The sequence below is a fragment of the Exiguobacterium sp. 8H genome (assembly GCF_902506255.1).
GTDB classification, from domain to species: Bacteria; Bacillota; Bacilli; order Exiguobacteriales; family Exiguobacteriaceae; genus Exiguobacterium; species Exiguobacterium profundum.
Genome location: NZ_LR733429.1, coordinates 2,680,477 through 2,706,783, shown reverse-complemented (window position 1 = coordinate 2,706,783; position 26,307 = coordinate 2,680,477). Strand labels below are relative to the sequence as shown.

The following is a 26,307-nucleotide window of genomic DNA, read 5'->3' as shown; positions in this document are numbered from 1 at the left end:
ACTCCCATCGAGTAGGCGACTTTTTTATTGGTTTCGAGTTAGATGAGTCAATCGCAATTTACTTTTCGGCAGACTCGGCATGTCTACAAAACTATAGCTCAAGTCTTGAGGCGGGACCGTGTAGGCGTATTCCTTAGTAAACAACTCAATGACTTGTGCAAGAATTGCAATGGTCACATGTTCACCGGCACATCGATGTCCAAAATCTACATCTCCCCCACCTTGCGGAATAAAGTTAAACGGACTCTCGTTCCAATCTTTGAAGCGAGAGGGATCGAATCGATCCGGCTCCGTCCAAATAGAGGAGTCATGATTCGTACCGTACAAATCAAGAAGCGTCAGCGTCCCTTCCGAAAATGCATAGCCGTCCCATTCAAAATCGGTTTTGACACGAGCTGCCGCTACAGGGAAAAATGGATAAAACCGTCTCACTTCCTGGACAAATTCTGTTTTCGAGACCTCTCCCCGCTCTACCTGCTCTTTTACATCCGGGAACTGATGTAAAGCTAAGACAGTGAAGAGGACATACACCGAGATTGCGACAGTCGGGCGTAAAATGTTCAATACTTCGACCGCCACGACGTCTTCAGGTAATAACTCTCCGGATTCATCCCGGTGCCACGAAAATTCGTACAGCGCCGTATGTTCGTTCGGCAATAATCGATTCGACCGCACTTCTTTTACCATCTGACGAATCCAGGATTCAGCGGAACTTCGTGCCTTCCGACCTTGTAAATACGTGGGACCAAGAGACGTACCCGATTCAAATAATAACCTCATCTCTTCAGTGCGCTTCCCAACTTCTTCTTTCGCAAGTGGAACTCCCGACCATTCACATACGGCCTTCATCAACACTTGTTGCGCAATATCGTATAAGACGACCTCCTCTCCCATTCGTTCAATCTGGTTCCACTCTCGATATGTCAAGCGGAGCAATCGATCTATGTTTTCTTTTGTCATCAATGACATGAACATATGTTTTCGATGCGTATGAGCCGCACCATCTAGTGTTTGGACCCCATCTTCTCCAAACAAGGTTTTCAATAGACGTTTTGGCGCCGCATTCTGACGCATGAATTTGTCTGCATCATAGAACACCTCGGCAGCCTCTTCGCCCCCAAGACAAATCACGCGCTCCCCGAGCAAACGTGTTTCAAAGATATTTGATTGAAAACTTTTGCGACGATTCGCAACAAATAGATATCCTTCCCGTAAAAAATCGACACTATGGTCGAGTCCTTCTTGTTTCGGTATGACTTTCCCCATCCAACTCACCCTTTCTCTTTTCTCGAACTATAAAGGATGTTCCCCCGTTTTTAGCGAACAAACCTAATATCGAAAGGAGCGAGTGACATGTTGCCGTTCTTACTGACATTGCGTCGAATTGTACGCGGAATCTGGCGTGGCCTCCGCGAACCTGAGTTCCAAGTCTTATTCAGCCTTGCCTTTCTCACTGTCCTATCCGGTACACTTTTTTACACACGGTTCGAGGAGATGCGTTGGTTGGACGCACTTTACTTCAGTGTCATCACCCTGACTACCATCGGATATGGTGATTTTGCCCCTCAGACCGACATCGGAAAAATATTCACAATCGGATATGTATTGACCGGGGTTGGCATCATGGTTGGCTTTATCACAAAAGTGTTTGATCATTTACAAAAAGCACGACTCGATGAATTAGAAGCAAAACAAAAGACGCCACCCTCTGATTCATAAGGATGGCGTCCTTTCGTTTAGGAAACTTTTCGATTTTCAATTTCAAGTTGTTGGTTGAAACGCTTCGTCTCGGCAATGACAACACCCGACAAGAACAAGAGACCAATCAAGTTCGGGATGGCCATCAAGCCGTTGAAGACATCCGATAACGCCCATACCAAGTTCAAGTTCGTCGTCATGGCACCGAGTCCCGCGACGAGTACAAAAGCAATCCGATAGGGGAGAATTGACTTTTGTCCAAACAAGTAATGGATGGAGCGCTCGCCGTAATACGACCAACCAAGCACGGTCGAATAGGCGAACAAGACGAGCCCGATTGTGACAATATAACCTCCGGCTGGTCCGAGGAACAGTTCAAATGTAGCTGAAGTCAATTCGACCCCTTCAAGTCCTGTCCCGATTTGACCACCCATGACGAGTGTCAATCCTGTCACCGAACAGACGACAAGCGTGTCCAAGAAGACTTGAGTCATCGAGACGAGCGCCTGACGACCCGGCATATCTGTTTTCGCTGCCGCTGCTGCGATCGGAGCAGAGCCAAGACCTGCTTCGTTCGAGAAGACACCACGTGCCACCCCGTATCGAATGGCAGCTCCGATGGCCCCTCCACCGATTGCTTCTGCACTGAACGTACTGCTGAAGATGAGTGCGAACGCATCCGGAATCAGCGAGTAATTCATCACCATAATTAAAAGACCGCTACCTAAGTAGAAGGCAATCATGACGGGGACGAAGTAACTGACTACTTTCCCGATGGAACGCACGCCTCCGAGAATGACCGCTCCTGTAAAAATCATAATGAGAATCCCTGATATGTATAGTGGTACGTCAAACGTTGTTTTGAGCGCAAGCGCGACCGAGTTCGTTTGGACCCCGTTTCCAATACCGAACGCCGCAATCGATGCGAATGCAGCAAATGCTACTGCTAACCATCGTTGATTCAATCCTCGTTCTAGGTAGTACATCGGTCCACCAGCCATTTGACCGCGCTCATCAGTGACCCGATACTTCACGGCAAGAACTGCCTCTGCGTATTTCGTTGCCATCCCAAAGAAACCGGACACCCACATCCATACGATGGCTCCCGGTCCTCCTAATACGACCGCTGTCGACACCCCGACGATATTCCCCGTACCGACGGTCGCCGCCAGAGCGGTCATGAGCGCCTGGAAGTGACTGATGTCCCCTTTAGAGGATTGATCCTGATTTTTAGAAAACGCCAATTTCAACGCATACGGTAATTTGGTGATTTGAATTCCACCTAGACGCACCGTCAAGTAAATGCCTGTCCCCACAAGCAAAATCAAGAGCGGTGGTCCCCATACAAAGTTGGATGCCGTACTCACCCATTCACTAAATGATTGCCCCATACAAAGTATCCCCTTCCCCCGAAAAATAGTGTACACCTCTATTTTTTCAGAATACTTAGAACAATGCAAAAGTATTGTACTAAAACAACTGATTCATTGTTTGTTCTGTACAAAAACAGCGAGACGAACTCAATCGTCTCGCTGTGACTCAGGTTTCTCTCGTTGTAAAGGCGCTTTCCAATCAAATGTATCCGGAACATAATCGAGCCCGCCTGGATGAAACGGCTGGCAGCGAATGAGTCGGCGAGCGGTTAAATAACTGCCTTTGACAGCCCCATGTTTTTCGATTGCTTCGATTCCGTAGTGCGAACAGCTCGGATAAAATCGGCACGTTGGCGGCTTTAATGGTGAAATAAAACGCTGGTAACCTTGAATCCCTTTTACTAGTACACGTTTCACACGATTTCGCCTCACTCTTTTGAATTAGTGCCATCATAGCGCGATTTGAAACGTTTGTCATGTTCGTCGATTCCTATGTCAAATCGTTTTCCATCTCTTTACAAATGAGCAGGATGGGCGATATTCGAGTGTATGTTTGTTATGATAGTCAACATAACTATTGACCGAATCGAAAAGAAGAGGTGACGAATGATGAATCAATTACTAATGGTCGGTGCTGGATCCATGAGTGAGGCGCTCGTTCGCGGGTGGATCGACTCGGGCATCGAACCGACACACATCACAATGACAAACCGAAGTGACCGGGAGCGCTTACTCTTCCTACAAGATGAACTCGGCGTTCAAATTGTTGAGGACGAAAACGTTAACGACTATGACATCGTCGTATTAGCGATGCAACCTGATGGCGTCATCCCGTACGTAGAATCAAAAGAATGGAAGACCCCACTACTCGTCTCAGTCGCTGCACATATCGAACCGAGCCAATTAGAAGAGGCTTCAGGGCTACCAGCTGTTTGCGCCATGCCGAACACGCCTGTCGCCCATCGGAGCGGGATGACGGGTCTATGGTTTGGTCCAGAAACAGATGAGGCCGTCCGTGAGAAAGCGACTTCTCTCTTTGAACGGGTCGGTCGAACGGCCGTCACCGATGCGAAAACGATGTCCGCCTTTATGGCCGCTGCAGGTTGCAGTCCAGCCTTTTTCTATGAAATCGTAGGTGCGATGACGCCCGTCCTAACGGATGTCGGTTACGATGAACAGACAGCGCGTCAAATTGTCGCCCAAGCGATGAAAGGCTCCGCTGAGTTACTGTCTCATGAAACACGTGAGACGAATGAACTGATTGCCGATGTGGCCGCTCCAGGCGGACCGACCGACCGTGGTGTCGGCGTGCTTCGTGAACGGAATCTTGCTGACGTGATGGCTTCAGCCTTGCGCGAAAGCGCCAAAGAAGATCATGAGTCGATTGAAGAAGTGTAAACGATACTCGTTTACACTTCTTTTTATGTTCACTCGACCTTACTATTTATTATTTATAACTTTTTATATGATCAATATTTCACTTTCTCTTTTGACATGATAAGATAGCGAATGAGAATCGTTATCAAAAGATGGGGAAGGTTACTTATGAGTCTATTACGACATGTCGCGTTGAATCAAACCGTCATTTTATCTGATTTGACTAAAATTGATGATCGCTTGCGCCGACGAATGATTTCTCTTGGTTTTTACGAGGGATGCTCGGTACGTGTGAAGCGCAGAGCTATTTTTTCAGGACCGCTCACCATTGAACAAGTGGATCATCAACAAATTATCGCCATCCGAAGATCAGATGCCGAAAAAATCGGAGTGATTGTACCATGAGCCAACGGATCGCATTGATTGGCAATCCAAATACAGGAAAAACTTCATTGTTTAATCGATTAACAGGTTCATTCGCACATGTGGGCAACTGGGCCGGTGTCACAGTCGAACAAAAAATCGGTCAGTTACATGGGAAAGTCGGACAATTAATTGATTTACCCGGTGTCTATGACTTAGACCCGCTCTCGGCAGATGAAGCGATTGTCTCCCGTTTCTTACTGCATGAACCATTTGACGGGATGATCAATATTGTCGATGCTTCACAATTAGAACGTAACTTACAACTTACTTTGCAACTTCTAGAGATGGGACGACCGCTTCAAATCGGTTTAAACATGGTCGACGTCGCAGAAAGTCGTGGAATGCATGTTAATCTCGACAAATTAAAAACGCTCCTCCAAGTAGATGTCTTCCCGATCACCGCACGAACAGGTGATGGTTGTGACGTCTTGCTCTCATCGATTCAAATGGAGAAGCGTCAACCTTTCGAATTAAACTATGGTCCAGAGACCGAAGAAGCGATTACACGCATTCTTCGTTTAACTGGTCTATCGAGAACGGATCGCTGGATTACAATTCAATATTTAGCAGGCAACCGGATTGTCGTCGACCATTTAGAAGCATCATCTCCAGAGATTGTTGCCGTCCGAAAAGAACTGGAAACGGCTATAGGGCGTTTTGCACACGCACACATCACTGAGCGTCGTCGCGATTGGGCGAAACAGATTCGACACCAGGTCATTGAAAATCACAATGCACAGGACGTGACGATGACAGATCGCATCGATGCGGTTGTGACGCATCCTATCTTAGGTTTACCCATCTTCTTCGGGGTACTCTATGCGCTATTCCACGTGACATTTAATTGGGTTGGTGCACCTCTTTCCGATTTATTAGACGGACTATTGTCTGGTCCGATCACATCAGGAACGGTTTGGATGTTAGATGCTGTAGGTGCTTCTCCATTCATTAAAGCCCTTCTCGTAGACGGTGTCATCGCAGGTGTCGGTGGCGTATTGGTTTTTGTTCCGCAAATCTTTGTCCTCTTTTTCTTTATCTCATTTTTAGAGGACTCCGGATATATGGCGCGAGTCGCCATCGTGATGGATCGTTTCATGCAACTCGTCGGATTGAATGGAAAAAGCTTTATCCCGATGATTATCGGATTCGGATGTAACGTTCCTGGAATCATGGCCGCTCGAACGGTCGAAGAGGAGCGCGAACGTCTAGTCACCATCTTCATCTCACCATTCATGTCATGTTCGGCCCGGCTTCCGATTTACGCTGTGTTTGCGGCGAGTTTCTTCTCTACTCATCAAGCACTCGTTGTCCTCTCGCTCTATATGTTGGGAATTTTCCTTGCCTTGATTGCCGCGAAAATCTTTACGAAGGCATTGGCCTCTGAAGATCAGACGAGCTTATTCATCGTCGAACAACCTCCATACCGCGTTCCCCAAGGACTTACCTTATGGCGTAGCACTTGGCAAAAAGCGAAAGGATTCGTTCGAAAAGCCGGTACATTTATTTTTGGTGGCTCTGTGTTCATCTGGCTACTCGCCTATTCAGGTCCAAGCGGCTTTGATGTACCGATGAATGACAGTTTCTTGGCGATGATTGGTGGTATGATTGCCACATTACTCGTCCCACTCGGATTCGGTACTTGGCAAGCCGGTGCCTCGCTCATCACCGGATTCTTAGCAAAAGAAGTGGTCGTGTCTACGATGGCAATCATCTATGCGGTCGGCGAATCAGATTTATCGGAGTCGCTATTACCAATCTTCACCCCACTCAGCGCGTATAGCTTCATGGCCTTCGTTTTACTTTATGTCCCTTGTTTGGCGACAGTCGCTGTCATCCGGCGAGAAGTGGGTAGTGCCAAGTTGACATGGTTCGCCAGTTTATACGGTTTAGGTGTCGCTTATGTGGTGTCTCTTGTCATTTATCAAGTCGGTCGCTTATTCGGATTTGCGTAAGGAGGAATACCATGTCATTCTTTGACCTACTCATCGGATTCATTGTTTTTGGATATGCCGCATTTTCTCTTTACCGCTACACACGTAAAGCAAAAGGCGGGAAATGTGCAACATGTGAAATTGAACCTACCTGTACAGCGGCGTGCGATGCAGCCGATTGGGATAAAATCATTGCGGAAGCTCTACGAAAAGAGCCTTCCAAAATGAATGCAACCACGAAAAAAGACTGAATCGAATTCAGTCTTTTTTCTTTACAGCATATGTATAACCGTGACAATCATCGCGACCACTAAAATCCCCGGTAATAAATTGGCCACACGAATTTTTGTGATTCCAACCAAGTTCAGACCAATCGCCACAATCATGACCCCACCGGTCGCGGTCATCTCTAAAATAAAACTGTCCATGAGCGATTCCGGTATGAATTTCATGATTTGAATGGCGAGTAATGCGATTCCGCCCTGATACAGTAACACTGGAACTGCTGAAAACATGACCCCAATCCCAAGTGTCGAACTTAACACGAGGGCCGTAAAACCATCAATCAACCCTTTCGTGTACAACACGTCATGATCACCACGCAACCCGCTATCGAGCGCCCCGATAATGGCCATCGCCCCGATCACGAAAATGAGTGTGGCCGTTACGAATCCTTCCGCTACACTCGATTGACTTCCAAGTCGCCGTTCAAGTCGATAACCGACTTCATTTAATAATTCATCCAACTTCCACCACTCCCCGAGCGCTGACCCGACGACGAGACTTCCGATGACAATCAAGAAGTTCTCACTCTTCATCCCCATTTGAATCCCAAGCAAGATGACCGCAAGCCCGATTGCCGCAGTCACCGTCTCCTTCATACGCTCCGGAATGCGGTGAAATAAGAGACCTAGCAATGCCCCGATGACAATCAATGCGGCATTGACGAGTGTACCCGTTAGCACCATGTTGCATTCCCCGTTTCATTATGTATTGAAAGGAATATACCAATTGCTTTCGTGCCATGTCAATATACAAAAAAAGAGCCACTTCTCGCAAGAAGTGGCTTCGCGGAAACCCATGTTCCGGTGGGTTTCTCGAGGGTTTGGCACCCAAGTGATTCTGACTGGGCTCGAACCAGCGACCTCTACCCTGTCAAGGTAGCGCTCTCCCAGCTGAGCTACAGAATCAGGTCGTGTCCTCTCTTAAGGACACTATTAATATATCAAGAAACTATTGAGTTGGCAACAACTTTTTTTATTTTTTTAGAGACTTTTTATCGTGTCATTTGTTGACGGTCGATATGTCGACATAACCGCTCCAAGTCACCCGCATAAACGGAGACGAGCATATCCTTGTACAGTGTATCTCGATCCCAGTGAAGACCATTCGCTTTGGCGACACGTTGAGATGGAACGTTGTCCGGATGAATCAGAGAAATAATCTCCTTCTCGCCCTCTGAAAAAGCATGCTGCATCAGACGCGCGGCGGCTTCTCGACCATATCCCATGTGCCAATGCTTCGGTGACAACCAATATCCGACTTCCAACTCGATTTTGCCGTCCAATTCATGCAATAGCGTACCTGCGTGACCAATCGGTTCATCACTTTCAAATGTCATGAGCTTCAGGAGACCCGTTTGGCGTCCTGTCTCATAGCGGGCCAATTGACGTTCAAACCATTCAATCGTCTGTTCGTCTGTATACGGTCTCCCATCCGGACTGATGAAGCGCATCACCCGTGGATCTTGGAGAAGCGATTTGACAAAATAGAAATCAGAAAGCGTATACGGTTCAAACCGCAAACGTTCGGATTGCAACTCGACAAGATGCATCGTTTTCCGCCCCCTTTTTTTCATCACATAATCTGAAGTAATAAATTCCCGTTTTCAGCACATTTCAATCCTTTACGAGACAATTTTTAAACCGATTACACTACTAATAATCATCAACAAAAAGAAGATACGCCAACGATTTTTCGATTCGTTCAAATAGAGCATCCCTAAAATGACACCGCCGGCCGCGCCGATGCCTACCCAGATGGAATAGGCAAGACTAAGAGGAATGACCTCAAGTGATTTTGATAACCAATAGAAGCTGAGCGCAAACGATAAAATTGATGCAATCGACCACTTTAAAATCTGGTATCCTTTCGATTTCCCCATAAAGAAAACGGCTGTCATTTCAGCAATTCCCGCTCCAATCAGATAAACCCAACTCATGCTTCTTCTCCTCCCGTCACTTGCTTCAATCCGATGATGCCGATCATCAACGTCGTCACAAGTAAGAGCTTCCAACCACTGAGCGCCTCATCAAAAAGAAGAGCACCGACAATCACCGTACCGACCGCCCCAATCCCTGTAAATACGACGTACCCCGTACCGGCAGGCAACGTCCGAAACGCTTTCGCCAATAATCCGAAACTGAGAATCAATAACACGATTGTCCACAATGTCGGACCTAGAATCGTGAAGCCTTCAGACAACTTCATCGTGGTCGCCCAGACGATTTCGAGTAGTCCTGCAAACAGGAGGGAGATCCATGCACTCTTCTCTTTACTCATCCCAACCCACTCCTTTCTTGAAAATTCGAAACGCAGCTTGTTGTCTCATATTCCGATCCTCTTCAAATGTGAATAAGGACAGCAAGGCGCCATCTAAAAAGCAATAGTAGGCAGCATATAGTTCATCGAGCGGTTGTACCGGTAAATCGCCACGCTCCATCGCCAGACGGAACTGTTCTTTTTCAAACCCTTTTAGCTCCGTCTCCACTTTTCCGATGATTTCTTCGATATAATCCCGAAATTCTGGAGGTGGTACGAGCAGCATTCGTTTCGTCAACATCCAAGTCTCATGATCACTAAAGAATGACGTGAGTGTGTTGACAATCGAATCGATTCGTTCTAAAGGTGGTCGTCCAGCCGTATCGTCACAAGTTGTCTGCCATACTTCTTCGTAACGATTCGCCATATCTGACACGACTTGTTTGAACAGTTGTTCCTTCCCATCGATATGGGCATATAAAGAAGCCTTGCGAATCCCTACATCTTCCGCTACTGCCGCTAGTGACAACCCTTCGTAACCATCCCGTGCGAAGCGTGTTCGAGCAGACTGCATGATTTTATCTTTTGTATTCACGTCATTCACTCTCCTTGCCTTATACATTACCTAACGAACGGTAGGTAGTCAAGTCAGGTGATTGTATTTTGGTTCATGATTCTCCACAATACAAGTAGAAAGAGGTGACGAAAGATGATTGAACAATTGAACGTGTCGATTCCGACGGAGAAGGTACGTGGTCAAAAGCGGATTGTCCGCGTATTTCGACCAGACTGGGTCGACGTCAGCACCCCGCTTCCCGTCCTGTATATGCATGATGGACAAAATGTGTTTTCTGGAAACACTGCTACATATGGAGAAGGTTGGGAAATCGATCGTTGCATCGACCTGCTACGACTCCCGCTCATGGTCGTCGCCATCGCGAGCGCCCCGAACTGGCTGGACCGTTATGATGAGTATTCATATGAGGAAGATGAGATGCTGTATCGACGGATCGGACCCGAATTGGCAAGAACTCGTCCAACACTCGGTGGCCAAGGCCGTATGTATACAGATTGGCTCATGAACGAATTAAAACCACGAATTGACAGCGAGTACGCTACTGACCCAGAAGATGTCGGGGTCATGGGGAGCTCGATGGGAGGTGTCATCTCTCTATACATGATGGCGACCTATCCTTCTATTCGACGAGTTGGTTCCCTCTCCACTGCGGCATGGGCCAATCTTGATCCATTGATCCGAGAAATGAAACATGCTGAGTTCGCCGGTAAACTATATATGGACATTGGCACAAATGAAGAGAGCGGGCCTATCACTCCAAGCGACTACCTATTCACGAATGCGAAACTGATTGACGTCATCGCGCAGAAAGGAATCGCCTTCCGATATGAGGTCGAACCAAATGCGATTCACAACGAATCGGCCTGGCGTCGCCGCTTGCCTCACGCACTGCGCTATCTATACGATTGCACGTAAAAAGAGCGAATTCCGTAACTTTCGGAATTCGCTCTTTTGTTTAGATGACCCAGTTCCCGTCACGCATGATTGCTTCACGCGTCCCGTCTTCCCGTTCACCATCGATATTCATTTCGGCTGACCCGATCATGAAGTCAACGTGTGTCATCGAGTCGTTCGCCCCGTTCGCCGCGAGCTCTTCTTGTGACATCGAAGGACCCCCTTCGAGACATGTCGAGTACGCACGTCCGAGCGCCAAGTGACACGATGCATTCTCATCAAACAACGTGTTATAGAAGAGAAGACCAGAGTTCGAGATTGGAGAATCATCCGGAACGAGCGCTACTTCACCGATACGACGCGCACCCTCATCCATATTCAACAATTCATCAAGAGCCGCTTGCCCTTTTTTCGCCTCCGCTTTGACGACTTTCCCACCTTCAAACCAAAGAGTGAACTCATCAATCAAGTTCCCGCTGTAGCTGAGTGGTTTTGTACTCGATACGTGACCTTCCACAGAATCTTTATCTGCGAGCGTGAAGACCTCTTCCGTAGGCATGTTTGCGATAAAGTCGATGCCATCGACGTTCGGGCCGCCACCGCCAAGGAAGACGTGTTTTTTCGGAAGTCCGATCGTCAGTTCCGTACCTGGCGCTTTGTAATGAAGCTTCGCATATTTCTTCTCTGTCAACAGCTTCGCACGGCTACGGAGTGATTGATCGTGTGTATCCCATGCCGCGACGACATCTTCTTGATCCATCCGCGTTGCTGCGAAGATGGCTTGCCATAATGCTGCAACCGCATCATCACGTCCCGGGAATACTTTTTGTGCCCACGCTTCTGACGCACCTGCGACGATTGACCAGCTCACATTGTCGCTCATCACATATTGACGCCACTTCGCAAGCGCTTGTCCTGCTGCACGGTTTGCATCCGAAATGCGTGACGATTCCACACCATTCAATGCATCCGGGTCATCACTGACGATTGACAAGAATGCCGTCTTCTCTTCAGCCAATTGCTCAAAACGAGCCTTCAACCAATCTGGAAACTCTTTGAACGAATCCGCTGGTGCATTGAAATAACGGATCTTCCCTGTTTCTTCGTCGCTCCAGTTGACGAACACTTGCTTCGCTCCGGCCGCATAAGCAGCCTTCACCACGTGACGGACGAGTGGTGCCTGACTGATGTCAGCACGTACTTCTAATTGTTGACCAGGTTGAATGTTCACACCTTTTTTCACAGCTAATTCTGCATAGCGTGCGAAATCTGCCTCTGTCGGCATCGAAATCTTAGACATATGTATCGTTCCTCCTTTTCAGTTATCTTTATTTTCTTAAATTTCAGGAAAAGTTGCAACCAATGCGCAAAAACGGGCATATTAGTAGATGAAGAAAGAAGGAGGAATCCAAATGGCAGATTGGAAAACAACATACACACATTTTTTAAAACAAGCGAAAGAAGACATCCGCGACCGAGAACAATTGGGCGACTTGCTCGTTCAAGGTGAACGCGCACTCGCAAAAGTCACAGTCGATGTGGCATCCAATGAAATCAGTAACATCGAGCGTGAAGAAGAACTGACACTTTACTTCCAGATGAAACAAATGCTGAATATGTTACGCGCGCTTTACAATGAACAATTTGAGATGCAACCCGATAAACAAGAGGAACTTGTTGCGGCCATCCTATACTTCGTCTCCCCATTCGATGCGATTCCAGACGATGTCCCACTCGGACTTTTTGATGATGCTCAAGTCATCGATTACGTACATGAGCAATTAGCGAGTGATATCGATCGATTCCATAATGACATGTGAGACTTGAAATGACGTAAAAGTAGCAGTACGCTTGCAGAAGACTTACAAAAAGGAGGCGTCAGGCCTAGCCATTATCTATGTATGCAAAATCTCGAAAACGGGTTGCCCTTGAAACGGTACTGTTCATCATTGCCGGGACAATCCTTCAGTCTGTCTTTGTCAGCTTACTGCTTAAACCAAACGAAATCGGTTCTGGGGGAATCGTCGGAATCACGTTGATTACGAATGAACTGTTTGGAACTCCCATCGGTTTGACACAGCTCGTGCTTAATATCCCGCTCTTTATATTGGGACTAAAATATTTGGGACGTCGATTTATCTTGATGACAGGAATTGTCGTCGTACTTTCCTCTATCCTCATCGATAGTTTGCCAGTCTTGATTCCCCCGACCCCTCTCGATGATCCGCTCGTCGCTTCGGTGTTCAGCGGAATCGTTTCAGGGCTTGGACTCGCACTTCTCCTCTTTGCAGGAGCTTCCACCGGTGGACTCGATATTCTAGGGAAAGTCATCTATATGAATAATCGAAACTTGTCGTTACCTAAAATCTTTCTGACACAAGACATCATCGTCTATGTGTTGGTCTTCATCGTCTTTGACATCAAAGCTGTCATGTACGCGCTTGTGTTAAGCTTCGTCAGATCCCGTACGTTGCTTACGATTCATAAATTCTTCGCTGCCCAAAAGCAATGCTTCATCATTTGTCAAAAAGCAGACGAAATCAATTTGGTCATCAAGCAGAATTTGAAACGGGGCGTCACAATTATGGATGCGACAGGCGGATATTCGAATGATTCGAAAAAAATGCTGTACGTCGTCGTCCAGAACAATGAAATCCCACGCCTTCGTCAAATCGTGTCTGAAATCGATTCTGAGGCGTTTGTCACTGTGTCTGAAATCGATTCAGTCGTCGGGAACTTTAAAGAACACTCATATACACTGTAAATCTAAAATTTTCGACAACAATATAGATTGTTGTCGATTTTTTTGTGTAATCTTCGTTCTCCTGTTCCGATAATAAATAAGAGCCCCATACATATAAAGAAGGAGGTGCATGAGTTGTCTGTTTACTCGTTGCGCCAATACGTTCCGGCGATTCTCATCGGAACTTTTTCTACCGGACTTTTATTTTTATTTTTGACCCCGCACGACTTACTACAGATCACGTTGTTCATCTATTATCTCGTCATATCAGGGGCAGCGATTGGCTTTAGCGGAGTAGCTATCTTTAAACATAGAGGTATGCGGCGTTTTATCCATATTTTGATTAGTGCAGGAAATGTATGCTTCACGCTGTACTTACTGATGCACTATCATTCAATCAACGACAATATGCAGTCCTTGTTGTTCCTCCAAAATTTCTTTTATTTAATCATGGCTTTAATCGTCATCACGCAATCGATTGAGTTTCGTACTTTGAAACTACGCACGTTCGATTTATTCGCCCTGTTCAGTTTCCTTTTGATTGGTGGTCTTCATATTTGGTTCTTTTCAACGCAAGACGTCTCACTCGTGTCACAGTTGAGCGGATTCGAAGAGCAAATGTTACTCATTAGCCTCTATATGATGCTCGCATTCCTCTACTTAAATCGAGTCGTCTCAGCCGGTCAACAGTTCCGGATTTTATTGCTCGTCGGAATTCTTGGATTCACGATTGCTTCGATTGCAAACACGTTGGTTGTCTTTTCCGGAATTACACATGAATTGATTCATCTGTTGCAAGTCAGTAGTATCTTGACCATCTCGATTAGCTACTGGGTCGATGATGTATCGGAAGATGCACTTGCCTACGATTCCATTGTCGATTATGTGCTGTATAGTGTGGTCGTCATGATGTTTTTACTCGCTTCCGATCGCCTTCTTGGAACATCCGTAATGGACTCGATGATCGCAAATGCTGTTCTCTTGTTGCTCATTCGTCAGTTTGTCGTCTCCAAACAGAACGCACTCATCAGTCATCGTTTGCATTCCGTCAACACAGATTTGGAAGTTGCCGTGTCGACCAAGGCACATGAATTAGAAATCCGTGAACAGCAATACCGTTCGCTTTTTGCCTACCATTCAGAACCGATTTTCTTATTCGACTTGCATGGCGAAGTGTTATCTGTCAACGAGGCCGGCAGTTCTATCTTAGGACTGACAACCGAAACACTACTCGGCTCGAACATCTTAGACATCATTGAATCGAAAGACCGTGCACCTTATACCATCATTCTTCAAGAGTTGACGAACGGTCGTCCCCGAACAATCGATGTGCGTGTGATGACCGACGAAGGGGAAACACGCGTCTGGCAATTGGTCAACGTCCCAATGATCATCGAGGGAGAAGTCGAGGGCATCTACGCTATCGCTAAAGACATCACCCAGATGATCGAGCAACAAGAACAAATTCTGTATCAAGCTAAATTCGATAGTTTGACCGGTCTTCATAACCGCTACGCACTTCAAGAGCAAATCGAACGCTTGATCGAGGAAGGGCGTACGTTCACATTGATGTTTTCCGATTTGGATGGATTTAAAGAAATCAATGATCAATTCGGTCATCATATGGGTGACCAGTTATTACAACATATCGGAAAACGGCTGCGGACTGCACTCTTGCCGAACGAATATGCCGGGCGACTCGGGGGCGATGAGTTTATCGTCGTCGCGGAACATGGAGACGATGAGATGTTGACGGAACGATTGCGGCGGCTTGTCTATCGTCCCCCGTATTATATGGCCGGGACACTCGTCGAAGTCCATGCCTCGATCGGGATTGTCCGCTTCCCGGAGCATGGGAAAAAATTAAAGCACTTGCTCTCGAATGCCGATTTGGCGATGTATCGCGCGAAAGACAAAGGTCGTGACGAAACCGTCATGTTCGAACCAGAGTTACGGGAGGACAAAGAAGAGCGGAAAGTGTTGATGGAAGGGCTTGAAACCGCACTTGAAAAAGGCGAGATTTCCCTTTTCCTTCAGCCTCAAGTGGATGCCTCGACGAAAGCAATCATCGGAGCAGAGGCGCTCATGCGCTGGCAACATAACGGTGCGTTCATTCCACCAAGCCAGTTCATTCCGATTGCTGAAGAAACGGGACATATTCAGGATTTAGGTCGTTGGATGATTCATGAGACATTCCAATTGATTCACGTATTTGAACAAGGCGACATCCATTTACCGAAACTATCGGTCAACTTATCCGTCCGTCAGTTGTTTGATGAACACTTGATCGATTACTTGAAAACATTGTTCGAGCGGTTCCCGATTGAACCGTCACGCCTTAATTTTGAGTTGACAGAAACCGTGGCCGCACATCATTCGGATCGTGTATTAAATCGCATTTTAGAGTTAAAAGCACTCGGCATCAAGCTGTCTATCGATGATTTCGGGACAGGGTACAGTTCACTCGCATACCTCGTCCGTTATCCAATCGATGAACTGAAAATTCCTCGTGAGTTCACGATGCAGCTTGAAGAGAATCGCGAATATCAAATGGTCACGACGACCATTGTCGCCATGGCACGCCAACTCGGTATGGCACTCGTTGCCGAAGGCGTCGAAACCGAGTACCAGGAGACGTTCCTTCGTAAAATCGGTTGTGACTCCATGCAAGGATATCGCTATGCGAAACCGATGCCGCTCGATGAATTTGTCATTTATTACATGAAACACACAACGCCTTGAACCGGTTATTCGGTACAAGGCGTTTTTTCATCTCATCTCGTACACTTTGACTTCTCCCGGTTTCAAATCGACCAAGAGATTCCAATTATCATCAAACGAATGCTCCGCATACGGCCACGAATCAGGTGAATAGACCATCTCCGCAAAACGACTCGCATTCCAATTTCGACGTCTCACCCCATCAAGCGTGACAACTCCTCGTAGCGCATCTACCATGTTCGTATTCGCTACGACGAGCAACGTATCATTCGTTTCCGGTCGTAACCAAGCGAATCCAATGAACGGGGCGAACGGTTCATTTAAAACGAGCGGTTCAAAGTGATTCGGATCCACGAGCACATCTAACCATCGACGTCGAATTTCAGCCACTTGATGCATCACTTCAATCATTTCATCCCGTTCTGGATGATCCCAATGAAACTGATACGCATCAAAAAACGCAAGCTTGCCAAAATAAGGATCCGTCGGGAAGAGTTGATACGCCTCTTCCGGTCGACAATCGAGTCCAGTGTTCATCGGTTGTGTCTCATACAATTCGAGCCCCGAGTTCGTCATCGGAACCCCATTAGGCATAAATCCGTTCAACACCGTCAACAAACGGCTTGCTTTTCGTCCGCCTTCCCGTGTCGCGAGTCGTCGCGTATCTGCCGTTTCACCTGCTGCAAATACCGGAAGAGGTAAAAAGCGTGAATCGTATAAGAATTGATGGGTTTCATGCGTGTTGAATCGCGGTTCTTTATAAAAACCATATCCGATAATCATATTATAGCCAGCGTCCTTCGCCGCCCAGGCTCCGGACTCGATGAGTTCTTCAGCGATAAAGCTGAAATTCGAATCGATGGCACGCGGTTGTTCCAAAATTCGTTGTGCTAAATCGACCGGAAGGGCATGACCCATATCAATACGCGCTCCATCTATACCGTATTCCCGTTGATAGTGAGGAATGATATCAGCGAGCATCTCCCAAACAGGTTCATTGATCTCATTTCCTCGGAATTGATTGGATTTGATCGAGTCAAACAGGATATAAGGTGCAATGTTCGCATCGTTCACATAAGGTGCCGCTGCAAGCGGATGGTCTAAGAAAAGTCGGAAATAGGTTACGTCTGACCATGGTGGTTGCGGGTCATTGATACAATCCGAGAAAGCAGGTGCAGTTGTCAATCCGAACTCTCGTTCAATCATCGCCAATACGTTTTCTTCTGGATGCTCGAGCAACGTGTTACGTACACGATCCCATTTCTCCGCATCAATCAAATTCGGTGCCATGGAGAACCGTCGCAAGTGTTGCCATACGTCTTCTGAGTTATACACCATCGGCAAGAAAGCAAATTCCGGTTTGACGTTCTCCCCAATGCCCGGAACATATGGCGGATGATAGTAATCGACTTCCGTCAAGGGAATCCAGTAAAACCATTCCGGGTTTTCTAAGATGAGACGGTTATCTCGGGCACACGTCCGCGGGATGACATCGATGACGACACGAATCCCTACCATGTGACAGGCCTCCACGAATGCGGCAAATTCTTCTTCGACCGTCATCTCGTCACCAGTTAACGTTTCCTTTAACTCTTCATCAATTGCGAAAAAGTCTTGAACGGCATAAGGAGAACCGAATTCACCCTTCTTGTTTTTATGGCTGTGTTGCGAAATCGGCAAGAGGAATAATGTATCGATCCCCATATAGAGAAGATGTGGAATCAATGCAAGCGTTTTCACAAAAGTGCCTGTGTCTTTCATTCCCACTGAATTCTCCCTTTCAACGTAACCCGACCCGTCATGGTCCCATGAGGTCGATGTACGAACTTGCATGGAGTAGACCGATGCCCGTTTGATCCAATCCCCCCCGGTTTGTAAATGTCCGTCTGCAAGCGCAATGGAAGTACGATAGTCGCGACTTTCATGTGCATACGGGAAAATCGTTTTTTCAATCGTTTCCAACAAAAAATCATATGGATTGACACGTTCCACCCCATCTCGAACCGGCTCGGAATGGAAACGCATGCGATTCCAAAGACTCGGAATCTCATAGGTAAGATTGGTTCGCTTGTTTCGTAAAACCTGGCACAGCTTGTGTAACGTCGAGTTCTCTGACATATTGACTCTCCTTATGCATCTAATTGTCTTCTCTCATCAAGAGACACTACTCTTAATGATTATACATTTCCCCGTTTTTTCCTTTTTCAAAAAAATATTTTCTGTCGTTTTTTACAAAATCATGTACGATGTAGAAGAAAGGAGGGTCACGATGTCACAACGAAAGTGGATTTTATTATGGATCAGTTTATCAATCTTATCTATTTCGATTATTTTTATTTTTATTTTTCAATTGAAAGAAACAAATGAGCGTCTCGAAACCATTCAAGGCGAACAACTCGACTCCTATGAATCGATTGAAGACGTGATGTATTATAACGTCGAACGGGCAAATGCCATTCGTGGATTACTCGCATATGAAGACCGACACTTTTTAGAGATGTACTATAGCATGTCTCGACAAGCCAAAGACCTTAAACAATCCATCATCGATGACCCGGACACACCGAGCTCTGTCCTCGATTTACTCGAACGAGATGCCATTTGGGAAAAGGAAGCCGACCGCGTTCTCGTCATCTATGAAGAAGGCGACTTAGTGAAAGCGACGGCTGTCGCAGAAACGATGACAGAACTTCGGCAAACGATTTTAGAAGATTTACGGTCTCTCAAACAAATGCAATATAAAGACATTCATAAAGAGTTGATTGCGGCAGAGAATCAAGTATCTTTCTTGACACAAGTCCTTTTCACCATCACTTTTTTACTTCTTGCTATTATTGTCATCCTCACCTTTATGTTGTTGCGCATTAAAACGCATCACGACAGAATCGAATAAAAAAAGAAGTGTCTCAGGTATAAAACCGAGACACTTCTTTCATGATGTCATACGAAGTAACCGCGTCGCGTTCGCGATGGCAAGAAGCGCCACTCCCACGTCCGCAAATACCGCTTCCCACATCGTTGCGATGCCGAACAATCCTAAAAGCATGACAAGTGCTTTGATTCCAAAGGCAAAGAAAATATTTTGCCAGACGACGCGCTTCGTTCGTTTGCCTAGCTCAATGGCCCGAATGACATCCGTTGGCGCATCATGCATCAATACCACGTCCGCCGCCGTGACTGCTGTATCGCTTCCGACGCCACCCATGACGAGACCGACGTCTGCCCGGGCCAAAGCCGCCGCATCATTCATACCATCCCCGACAAAAGCAACTTTACGCGTTCCGACCATCCGTTCGATTGCCTCCACTTTCTCGTGCGGCAGCAACTCCCCTCGTACTTCATCCAATCCGAGTTGCTTGCCAATTTTTGTAGCGACTTCTCGACGATCTCCAGATAGCATGACCGTCTGGATTCCGATTCGTTTCAATTGTTCGATTGCAGCCATCGCATCCGGCTTTACCGTATCCATCAGTTCGATTCGTCCAAGCCAACGATTATTCTTCATCACATGTACATTCGTCCCGATTGACGAATCTGCAATCACTTGACCTAACCGTTCCATGTAACGGGCACTCCCTACATACACCTCGTCGTCACCATCTCGTGCACGGAGACCATATCCCGGCTCCTCTTGAATCGAATCAAACGATTGAACCTCCCCAGCACGACGGACGATTGCTTGCGCAAGAGGATGATTGGATGCTTGTTCGACACGGGCAGCTAACCGTAACAGTTCATCGCTAGTGATGCCGTCTGTCGTCACGATATCGGTCACTTCAAATCGCCCGGTCGTCAATGTTCCTGTTTTATCGAAGACCACTGCATCCACTTCAGTCAATGTATCAAGGAACTCGCCACCTTTTACAAGAATCCCTTGTTTCGATCCAGAACCGATCCCCCCGAAATAACCTAACGGGATTGAAATCACAAGTGCACAAGGGCAACTGATGACGAGAAAAATCAAGGCCCGGTAAATCCATTCATTCAAGTCCCCTACAAACAAGGGTGGAACGAATGCGACAAGTGTCGCCATGACTACCACAATCGGTGTATAGACTTTTGCCAAGCGCGTGATCATTTGTTCCGTTTTTGCTTTCTTTCCATTCGCCTCTTCGACGAGAGCAATCATTTTTTGAAGGCTTGATTCAGCCGCGAGCTTTGTCGTTTCAACGATGAGACGCCCCTCGATATTGACCATACCTGCCAACACTTCCTCGCCCGCGCTAACTTGCCTTGGAACGGATTCACCAGTCAATGACGACGTATTTAAAGAGCTCGCCCCACTCACGACGAATCCGTCCATCGGGACTAGTTCTCCTGAACGAATGACGAGGTGTGACCCGACCGTTACTTCTTCCGGCAATCGTTCCATTTCCTGACCCGCCTCGAGTACACGCGCTCTGGTCGGTTTCATATTCAACAAGGACTGAATCGATTTTCGGGAGGCGCGTACCGCCCGTCCTTGCACGTATTCCCCAAGTTGATAAAACAGCATGACCGCCACCGCTTCCGGGTATTCCGAAATGGCGAATGCCCCGATTGTCGCGATGGTCATTAAAAATTTCTCGTCAAACCATTCCCGGTTCCATATGTTCCGGACCGCACCGTATACGACGTCGTAACCAGCAAGTGAATATGCCGCAATATATCCTAAAATCGAATCTGTCCAAATCGCCATCGAAAAAATAAGAGCGGCTGTGAGAAATCTCCAAAGCGTCCAATCTCGTCCTTCGGTTTGATCGTCATCTTGTTTTACAAACTTCGCTCCCGGTTCAATCCGCCCCATCGTCTGCTCAATTGACTGAAGCATCTTGTCACGGTTCGACGGGTCCACCCATTCAATCACCATACGACTCGTCGCAAAATCAATTTGGCAAGATGCGACTTCTTCACATTTCGCCACATCCCGCTCAATTTTGGCCGCACAATTAGTACAGGTAATACCGGACACAGGTAGTACGTCTCGATTTCTCATCATATCCCCCTAACATTCAAATGTTCATTTGAATATATCGTATCGTGAATTGAAATTGAAGACAAGTACAAAAAAATGACCGCCCCTCGAATGGGGACGGTCATTGAACTTAAACGTCTTTTTGTTCTTCACTGTGTGTCAATGCAATTTCAACGAGCTGTCTCACGTGCTCATCATCCAATGAATAATAAACGACTTTCCCTTCTTTACGATACTTTACCAATCCTTGTTCAAGTAATGTCCGTAAATGGTGAGATGCGGTCGCGTTAGAGTGACCGATAACGGCCGCCACATCGCATACACATAGTTCATGTTCGAGCGTCAACACATACAGCACTTTTAGACGGGTCGGATCAGCGAACGCTTTAAACAAACGACTGACTCGAGGCGCATCTAATTGCGCCAAGGCGGTTTGTAGCGTTGGAACGTCCTCTGATTGAATTCCAATCGTTTCACACTGTGGCACTTTCATTTTTTTCACCTCGTCTTTTGATGTGTATAGTGTAGCAAAAAATCCCGAATATATCTGTTATATATTATAGTTGACTTAATGACATCTGTTATAATACAATCATGACAACAACCAATACCGTGACACATCTACGAAGGAGGCATTTTCATATGAATGAATGGGCAAGCCGACTCGAATCATCTGTCGAGTTTTATCAAAAACTACCGGACAAAACGTGCCAGGAATGCGGGAAGCATATGGATGAACAGTGCGAGTCATACGAAACGACTTGTGCTTCATGTACCGAGAAGCTTCAACTTGCAGAATAAAACAACGCCCCTTCGAAATGGAAGGGGCGTTGTTTTAGATTGACCAGCCGATATAAGCAGCCAGTATTCCAAACAGATATGTCGCAAGGAGATAAAGTCCGAATCGAATCCAGTCTTTTGTCGCAAACCGCATCAATTCAAGTTTCAAAGTCGAAAACGTCGTAAACGACCCTAAAAATCCAATCCCTAAAAAGAGAAGGAGCGACGGATGGCTCGTGTGGGCATATAAATACCCAAGGCCAAACGAACCCGACACATTGACGAATAATGTTGCAAATGGAAAGGTGGAATCAGACCACCGTTTCATCAGTTGACCAATAGCAAAACGACACATCGCACCAAAAAAGGCACCTGTCGCAATCCACATGATTGTCACCCTATTTCACCTCAACTTTTCGTCTCACGCCGACACGATAACCAAGCCATGAGCTCCCGAGTCCAAGCGTGATACTCAAAAAGACGTATAGAAGCGCCAGCCCTATCCGACTTTCGTCTAATAATCGAATCGTTTCAACGCTAAACGTGGAGAATGTAGTGAAGGAACCAATCATTCCAGTCCCCACAATCGTGACGAATTGAGGAGAAAGTTTACCCGTTCGAAGAAACATGTGAGTCAACCACCCTAACAAAAAACTACCGATGAGATTGATGAGCAATGTCGAAACCGGGAATGCGCTCGGTCCAATCGAATCGATCATCATACCAAGACCATAGCGTGCCAAAGCACCGACCGCCCCTGCCAATCCGACATATATGTAAATCATCCAACTCCTCCTCCACGAAAAAGACACCTGCTAGGCAGGTGTCGATTGAACTGACTTCATTATACCAAGCTGACGCTTCTTACGAAATAGCTGCGGGGGCCAATACGGCTTCGATTGCTTCGAATGCTTGGTCGAGTTCTTCTTTCGTGATCACAAGCGGTGGTGCCAATCGAATCACGGTTTCATGTGTTTCTTTACAGAGAAGTCCCCGCTCTTTTAGCGCCTCACAATAAGGACGAGCCGACTCCGTCAACTCAATGCCGATAAAGAGTCCACGTCCGCGAACGTCACGAATCATCGGATTGTCGATCGACTTCAAGCGATCCATGAAGTACGTCCCGAGTTCTAGCGAACGTTCCGGTAGGTTTTCTTCTTCTAACACTTCAAGAGCCGCGACGGAGACAGCCGAAGCAAGCGGGTTTCCACCAAACGTCGACCCGTGCGAGCCTGGGTTGAAGACCGAAAGAATCTCCTGGTCAGCTGCAACACATGAGATTGGGAAGACTCCGCCTCCGAGTGCTTTTCCGAGAATATACATATCCGGTGTGACGTCTTCCCACTCGATGGCAAACCACTTTCCAGAACGACCAAGTCCAGACTGGATCTCATCTGCGACGAAGAGGACATTATGTTCTTTACAGAGCTCGGATGCCCGCTTCAAATAACCAGCCGGCGGAATGATGATTCCAGCTTCCCCTTGAATCGGTTCAACGATGAACGCCGCTGTATTCTCTGTGATCGCCGCTTCGAACGCGTCGATATCACCGTATGGCACAACTTTGAACCCTGGCAATAATGGTCCGAATCCACGCTGATATTCCGCTTCTGTCGACATCGACACAGCAGCCATCGTCCGTCCATGGAAGTTTCCTGAGCAGACGATGATTTCCGCTTGTCCCGGAATGCCCTTCACGTCATATGCCCAACGACGTGCTGTCTTCACGGCCGTCTCGACCGCTTCTGCACCCGTGTTCATCGGTAACACCATCTGTTTCTTTGTAAGCGTTACCACTTTGTCGTAAAAACGTCCGAGTTGATCGTTATAAAAGGCGCGCGACGTCAACGTGATCTTATCCGCTTGATCTTTAAGCGCTTGGATGATCTTCGGATGACAGTGTCCCTGATTGACAGCAGAGTATGCACTTAACATATCCATGTAGCGATTCCCCTCAGGATCGGTTACCCAAATCCCTTTCGCCTCCGAAATGACAATCGGTAGTGGATGATAGTTATGTGCCCCGAACTTCTCTGTCAATTCAATCACATCGTGTGTTTTTGACATATTGTTTCCCCCTTATTCAAAACTATCTTACTCTTTCAGTATATGACGTCCCTCTTTCTTTTGACAATGACGAACTTAAGCATTCCTTGAATTGGCAAAATCAGGTACACTGACATTAGAATATGCATTTAGCATGACAGATTGGAGGAAATGATGTGGCTTCATTGCGTGATTTACCAGTAGATGAATTCATCGATGCTTTATCTGTTCCGTGTTGTTATATTTCTCAAGATGGTACGGTCCTATTATGGAATACGCATGCCGAAGTTTTATTCGGCTGGGAACGTGACGAAGTCCTCCATCAACCACTGCCGGTCGTCCGGCAATTAGATCATGCTCTCGAAACATGGTCGCCGCTCCTCCTTCAATATCCATTCTCGACAACGGCGATGACGCCGTTTCAACATAAGGATGGCTCCGTCATCTATGCGACTGCCTACCTGCAATCTTTTTCGCTCGAAGGGATTTATGGTTATTTTTTAGCGTTTCTCCCAAAAGGATTTGGACCGCTCATCAGTACAGAACAGTTCAATCTACTTCATCATTTTCAAGAGATGATCAAACAGTCCACGCATTACTTGGCGACAAATGCGAAAGGCGAGATTGTAGACATTAATCCTTCGTTATGCCGTCTACTCGATGCGACGGAGCAACAGCTAATCGGACGCGAATGGTTCGAACTCATTCATGATTCAAGTGAACAGGACGGGATTTCGCGTAACGTTTTAAAATCACTTGAGACTAATCGGATTTGGAACGGTGAGATGCCGATCTCCTGTAAGCAACATGAGTCAGAGCCGTGTTGGCTTAACTTGACTGTCGTACCGATTGTTAGTGAGAAGAATGAAGTGATTCAATATACCGCATTCGGATTTGATGTCTCGGAAAAGAAGCGTCTTGAAAAAGAAGTCCAGTTCCTCGCTTATCAAAATGAGTTGACCGGACTTTATAATAAAAAAGGGTTTTTACGTCGCTACGACTCAATCCTTCGACAAATCGATGAGCGAGAAGGTCTCCTTCATATTGCCTTGTTTGATATCGACCGCTTCAAAATTATCAATGAGTCATTCGGGTCTCGCGTTGGGAACGAACTTCTCATCCAAATCAAAGAGCGCGCACTGCATCTCATTCCGGAATCCGCTCTTTTATTCCATCCTACGGGCGGACTGTTCGGTGTCATGTTCTTCGAGGAATCGAAAGAAGAAGTGTTCCAAGTACTCCGACATCTGCAACACGAACTGCAACGTCCGTTCCGGATTTACCATCACTCCATCATGGTATCGATTTCGATCGGATGCGTATTTTATCCGTCTTCGACAAGTTCACTCGAGGAACTGTATACACGTGCTGAAAGTGCCCTCTTCAAAGGGAAACAGATCGGCGTCGGTACGATTCAATTTGTGACAAAAGATATGGATGCCGCTTTCTCGAGACAAATCAATATTGAGAAGGCGATGTACCGAGCCCTTGAAGAAAAGCATTTTTATCTTGAGTATCAACCAAAGTATGAACTCGCCACAGACCGGCTCATCGGTTTTGAGGCACTCCTTCGTTGGCATCACGACGAACTGGGACAAATCCCGCCTTCAGAGTTCATTCCGCTCGCGGAAGAGATGGCACTCATCGTTCCCATCAACAACTGGGTCATCTTAGAGGCAACGAAACAACTGAAAGCCTGGAAAGCCGAGTTCGATCAACCGCTCTCGATGGCAATCAACATTTCGCCTAATCAATTCCGAAGCGACAGTTTTTTGAATACGTTACGAAACATCAAGCAACAACTCCAGCTCGACCCGGCAGACATCATCTTGGAGATCACGGAAAGTCTCGTCATGCAACAAACTGATGAAATCATCGAACGCATGGAACAAATCAAGCGCTTGAACTATCGACTGTCGATTGACGATTTCGGAACAGGCTTCTCGTCCTTGCAGTATTTGAAGTCCTTCCCGGTCGATGAACTCAAAATCGATAAAGTCTTTCTCGATGATTGGATGGCGTCCAAATCTCATCTCCTCGATGTCATCGTCCATCTTGGGAAGAGCTTAAATCTCCACGTCGTCGCAGAGGGAGTCGAAGATGAAGAGATGTTGGCACACTTAAAGTCGACAGATTGCGATTCTTTCCAGGGCTATTTATATGCGAGACCTGCTTCACCAAGTGTAATCGAACAATTACTCCGATCATCAAAAAACTCACCGGACGCTTGAGACGCCGGTGAGTTT

The 26,307-nt window shown here is 46.7% G+C and carries 27 protein-coding genes and 1 tRNA gene; 12 read left to right on the top strand and 16 right to left on the bottom strand.

Annotated features, from left to right (window positions below; genetic code table 11):
* Positions 1–24: 24 nt before the first annotated feature.
* Positions 25–1,266, bottom strand: coding sequence for a cytochrome P450 (locus GVY43_RS14130; protein WP_159563531.1), 1,242 nt, complete (start codon positions 1,264–1,266; stop codon positions 25–27).
* A gap of 87 nt (positions 1,267–1,353) precedes the next feature.
* On the opposite strand from GVY43_RS14130, the gene GVY43_RS14125 reads away from it, so the two are divergent.
* Entirely contained in the window at positions 1,354–1,719 is a 366-nt protein-coding gene (locus GVY43_RS14125) for a potassium channel family protein (protein WP_159563530.1), read from the top strand.
* A gap of 17 nt (positions 1,720–1,736) precedes the next feature.
* Here the strand turns inward: GVY43_RS14125 and GVY43_RS14120 are convergent, their stop codons facing one another.
* Entirely contained in the window at positions 1,737–3,089 is a 1,353-nt protein-coding gene (locus GVY43_RS14120) for a sodium:alanine symporter family protein (protein ID WP_074037781.1), read from the bottom strand.
* Between the two features lie 129 nt (positions 3,090–3,218).
* On the bottom strand, positions 3,219–3,488 hold the full coding sequence (gene yidD / locus GVY43_RS14115; RefSeq protein WP_015880777.1) for a membrane protein insertion efficiency factor YidD: 270 nt from the start codon (positions 3,486–3,488) through the stop codon (positions 3,219–3,221).
* Positions 3,489–3,680: 192 nt separating this feature from the next.
* Between yidD and GVY43_RS14110 the strand changes: the two genes are divergently transcribed.
* The 4 genes from GVY43_RS14110 (at position 3,681) to GVY43_RS14095 (ending at position 7,056) form a co-directional block, all read left to right on the top strand.
* Positions 3,681–4,469: a pyrroline-5-carboxylate reductase gene (locus GVY43_RS14110; RefSeq protein WP_236548968.1), complete on the top strand. Its 789-nt coding sequence runs from the start codon at positions 3,681–3,683 to the stop codon at positions 4,467–4,469.
* Positions 4,470–4,616: 147 nt separating this feature from the next.
* Complete coding sequence (locus GVY43_RS14105) at positions 4,617–4,853, top strand: FeoA family protein (protein ID WP_034771241.1); 237 nt, start codon at positions 4,617–4,619, stop codon at positions 4,851–4,853.
* Entirely contained in the window at positions 4,850–6,826 is a 1,977-nt protein-coding gene (feoB, locus tag GVY43_RS14100) for a ferrous iron transport protein B (RefSeq protein WP_159563528.1), read from the top strand. The genes GVY43_RS14105 and feoB overlap by 4 nt, the downstream gene beginning before the upstream one ends.
* 11 nt (positions 6,827–6,837) lie before the next feature.
* Complete coding sequence (locus GVY43_RS14095; RefSeq protein WP_159563527.1) at positions 6,838–7,056, top strand: FeoB-associated Cys-rich membrane protein; 219 nt, start codon at positions 6,838–6,840, stop codon at positions 7,054–7,056.
* A 21-nt stretch (positions 7,057–7,077) separates the two neighbouring features.
* Here GVY43_RS14095 and GVY43_RS14090 read toward each other — a convergent pair whose 3' ends face one another.
* The 6 genes from GVY43_RS14090 to GVY43_RS14065 form a co-directional block, all read right to left on the bottom strand.
* Entirely contained in the window at positions 7,078–7,773 is a 696-nt protein-coding gene (locus tag GVY43_RS14090) for a DUF554 domain-containing protein (protein WP_159563526.1), read from the bottom strand.
* A gap of 149 nt (positions 7,774–7,922) precedes the next feature.
* A tRNA-Val gene (locus tag GVY43_RS14085) sits at positions 7,923–7,995 on the bottom strand.
* An 86-nt stretch (positions 7,996–8,081) separates the two neighbouring features.
* Positions 8,082–8,639, bottom strand: a complete 558-nt coding sequence (locus tag GVY43_RS14080; protein ID WP_084543120.1) for a GNAT family N-acetyltransferase — start codon at positions 8,637–8,639, stop codon at positions 8,082–8,084.
* A 72-nt stretch (positions 8,640–8,711) separates the two neighbouring features.
* Positions 8,712–9,026: a multidrug efflux SMR transporter gene (locus GVY43_RS14075; RefSeq protein ID WP_159563525.1), complete on the bottom strand. Its 315-nt coding sequence runs from the start codon at positions 9,024–9,026 to the stop codon at positions 8,712–8,714.
* The gene (locus GVY43_RS14070; RefSeq protein WP_159563524.1) at positions 9,023–9,367 is read right to left on the bottom strand and encodes a multidrug efflux SMR transporter; all 345 of its coding nucleotides are present in this window, start codon (positions 9,365–9,367) and stop codon (positions 9,023–9,025) included. Before GVY43_RS14070 ends, GVY43_RS14075 begins: the two co-directional genes overlap by 4 nt.
* Positions 9,360–9,941, bottom strand: coding sequence for a TetR/AcrR family transcriptional regulator (locus GVY43_RS14065; protein WP_159563523.1), 582 nt, complete (start codon positions 9,939–9,941; stop codon positions 9,360–9,362). Before GVY43_RS14065 ends, GVY43_RS14070 begins: the two co-directional genes overlap by 8 nt.
* A 114-nt stretch (positions 9,942–10,055) precedes the next feature.
* On the opposite strand from GVY43_RS14065, the gene GVY43_RS14060 reads away from it, so the two are divergent.
* Positions 10,056–10,838: an alpha/beta hydrolase gene (locus GVY43_RS14060; RefSeq protein ID WP_159563522.1), complete on the top strand. Its 783-nt coding sequence runs from the start codon at positions 10,056–10,058 to the stop codon at positions 10,836–10,838.
* A 40-nt stretch (positions 10,839–10,878) separates the two neighbouring features.
* On the opposite strand, the gene GVY43_RS14055 is transcribed toward GVY43_RS14060, so the two are convergent.
* Positions 10,879–12,117, bottom strand: coding sequence for an aminopeptidase (locus GVY43_RS14055; protein WP_015880769.1), 1,239 nt, complete (start codon positions 12,115–12,117; stop codon positions 10,879–10,881).
* A 112-nt stretch (positions 12,118–12,229) separates the two neighbouring features.
* Here GVY43_RS14055 and GVY43_RS14050 point away from each other — a divergent pair, with 112 nt between their 5' ends.
* From GVY43_RS14050 to GVY43_RS14040, 3 genes are all read left to right on the top strand, one after another.
* Positions 12,230–12,637 (top strand): YkvA family protein, encoded by a 408-nt coding sequence (locus tag GVY43_RS14050; RefSeq protein ID WP_074037788.1) that lies wholly within the window; start codon positions 12,230–12,232, stop codon positions 12,635–12,637.
* A 77-nt stretch (positions 12,638–12,714) separates the two neighbouring features.
* Positions 12,715–13,581 (top strand): YitT family protein, encoded by an 867-nt coding sequence (locus GVY43_RS14045; protein WP_159563521.1) that lies wholly within the window; start codon positions 12,715–12,717, stop codon positions 13,579–13,581.
* A 114-nt stretch (positions 13,582–13,695) separates the two neighbouring features.
* Positions 13,696–16,302, top strand: a complete 2,607-nt coding sequence (locus GVY43_RS14040) for a bifunctional diguanylate cyclase/phosphodiesterase (RefSeq protein WP_159563520.1) — start codon at positions 13,696–13,698, stop codon at positions 16,300–16,302.
* A 27-nt stretch (positions 16,303–16,329) separates the two neighbouring features.
* On the opposite strand, the gene GVY43_RS14035 is transcribed toward GVY43_RS14040, so the two are convergent.
* Positions 16,330–18,399 carry an alpha-amylase gene (locus GVY43_RS14035; RefSeq protein ID WP_159563519.1) on the bottom strand — a complete coding sequence of 690 codons (2,070 nt, stop codon included), beginning with the start codon at positions 18,397–18,399 and terminating at the stop codon, positions 16,330–16,332.
* Positions 18,400–18,550: 151 nt separating this feature from the next.
* On the opposite strand from GVY43_RS14035, the gene GVY43_RS14030 reads away from it, so the two are divergent.
* A complete protein-coding gene (locus tag GVY43_RS14030; protein WP_078146294.1) occupies positions 18,551–19,174 on the top strand; it encodes a hypothetical protein in 624 nt (207 codons plus the stop codon).
* A 39-nt stretch (positions 19,175–19,213) separates the two neighbouring features.
* Here the strand turns inward: GVY43_RS14030 and GVY43_RS14025 are convergent, their stop codons facing one another.
* Both GVY43_RS14025 and GVY43_RS14020 read right to left on the bottom strand, forming a co-directional pair.
* A complete protein-coding gene (locus GVY43_RS14025) occupies positions 19,214–21,256 on the bottom strand; it encodes a heavy metal translocating P-type ATPase (RefSeq protein WP_159563518.1) in 2,043 nt (680 codons plus the stop codon).
* Positions 21,257–21,365: 109 nt separating this feature from the next.
* Positions 21,366–21,728: a metalloregulator ArsR/SmtB family transcription factor gene (locus tag GVY43_RS14020; protein ID WP_015880762.1), complete on the bottom strand. Its 363-nt coding sequence runs from the start codon at positions 21,726–21,728 to the stop codon at positions 21,366–21,368.
* Positions 21,729–21,877: 149 nt separating this feature from the next.
* Between GVY43_RS14020 and yhfH the strand changes: the two genes are divergently transcribed.
* A complete protein-coding gene (gene yhfH, locus GVY43_RS14015) occupies positions 21,878–22,036 on the top strand; it encodes a protein YhfH (protein ID WP_015880761.1) in 159 nt (52 codons plus the stop codon).
* Between the two features lie 34 nt (positions 22,037–22,070).
* Here the strand turns inward: yhfH and GVY43_RS14010 are convergent, their stop codons facing one another.
* The 3 genes from GVY43_RS14010 to GVY43_RS14000 form a co-directional block, all read right to left on the bottom strand.
* A complete protein-coding gene (locus GVY43_RS14010; RefSeq protein WP_015880760.1) occupies positions 22,071–22,403 on the bottom strand; it encodes a CrcB family protein in 333 nt (110 codons plus the stop codon).
* 10 nt (positions 22,404–22,413) lie between these two features.
* Positions 22,414–22,800, bottom strand: coding sequence for a fluoride efflux transporter CrcB (gene crcB / locus GVY43_RS14005; RefSeq protein ID WP_159563517.1), 387 nt, complete (start codon positions 22,798–22,800; stop codon positions 22,414–22,416).
* Positions 22,801–22,879: 79 nt separating this feature from the next.
* Positions 22,880–24,082 carry an ornithine--oxo-acid transaminase gene (locus GVY43_RS14000; protein WP_015880758.1) on the bottom strand — a complete coding sequence of 401 codons (1,203 nt, stop codon included), beginning with the start codon at positions 24,080–24,082 and terminating at the stop codon, positions 22,880–22,882.
* 155 nt (positions 24,083–24,237) lie between these two features.
* Here GVY43_RS14000 and GVY43_RS13995 point away from each other — a divergent pair, with 155 nt between their 5' ends.
* Positions 24,238–26,292, top strand: a complete 2,055-nt coding sequence (locus GVY43_RS13995) for a bifunctional diguanylate cyclase/phosphodiesterase (RefSeq protein WP_159563516.1) — start codon at positions 24,238–24,240, stop codon at positions 26,290–26,292.
* Positions 26,293–26,307 lie beyond the last annotated feature (15 nt).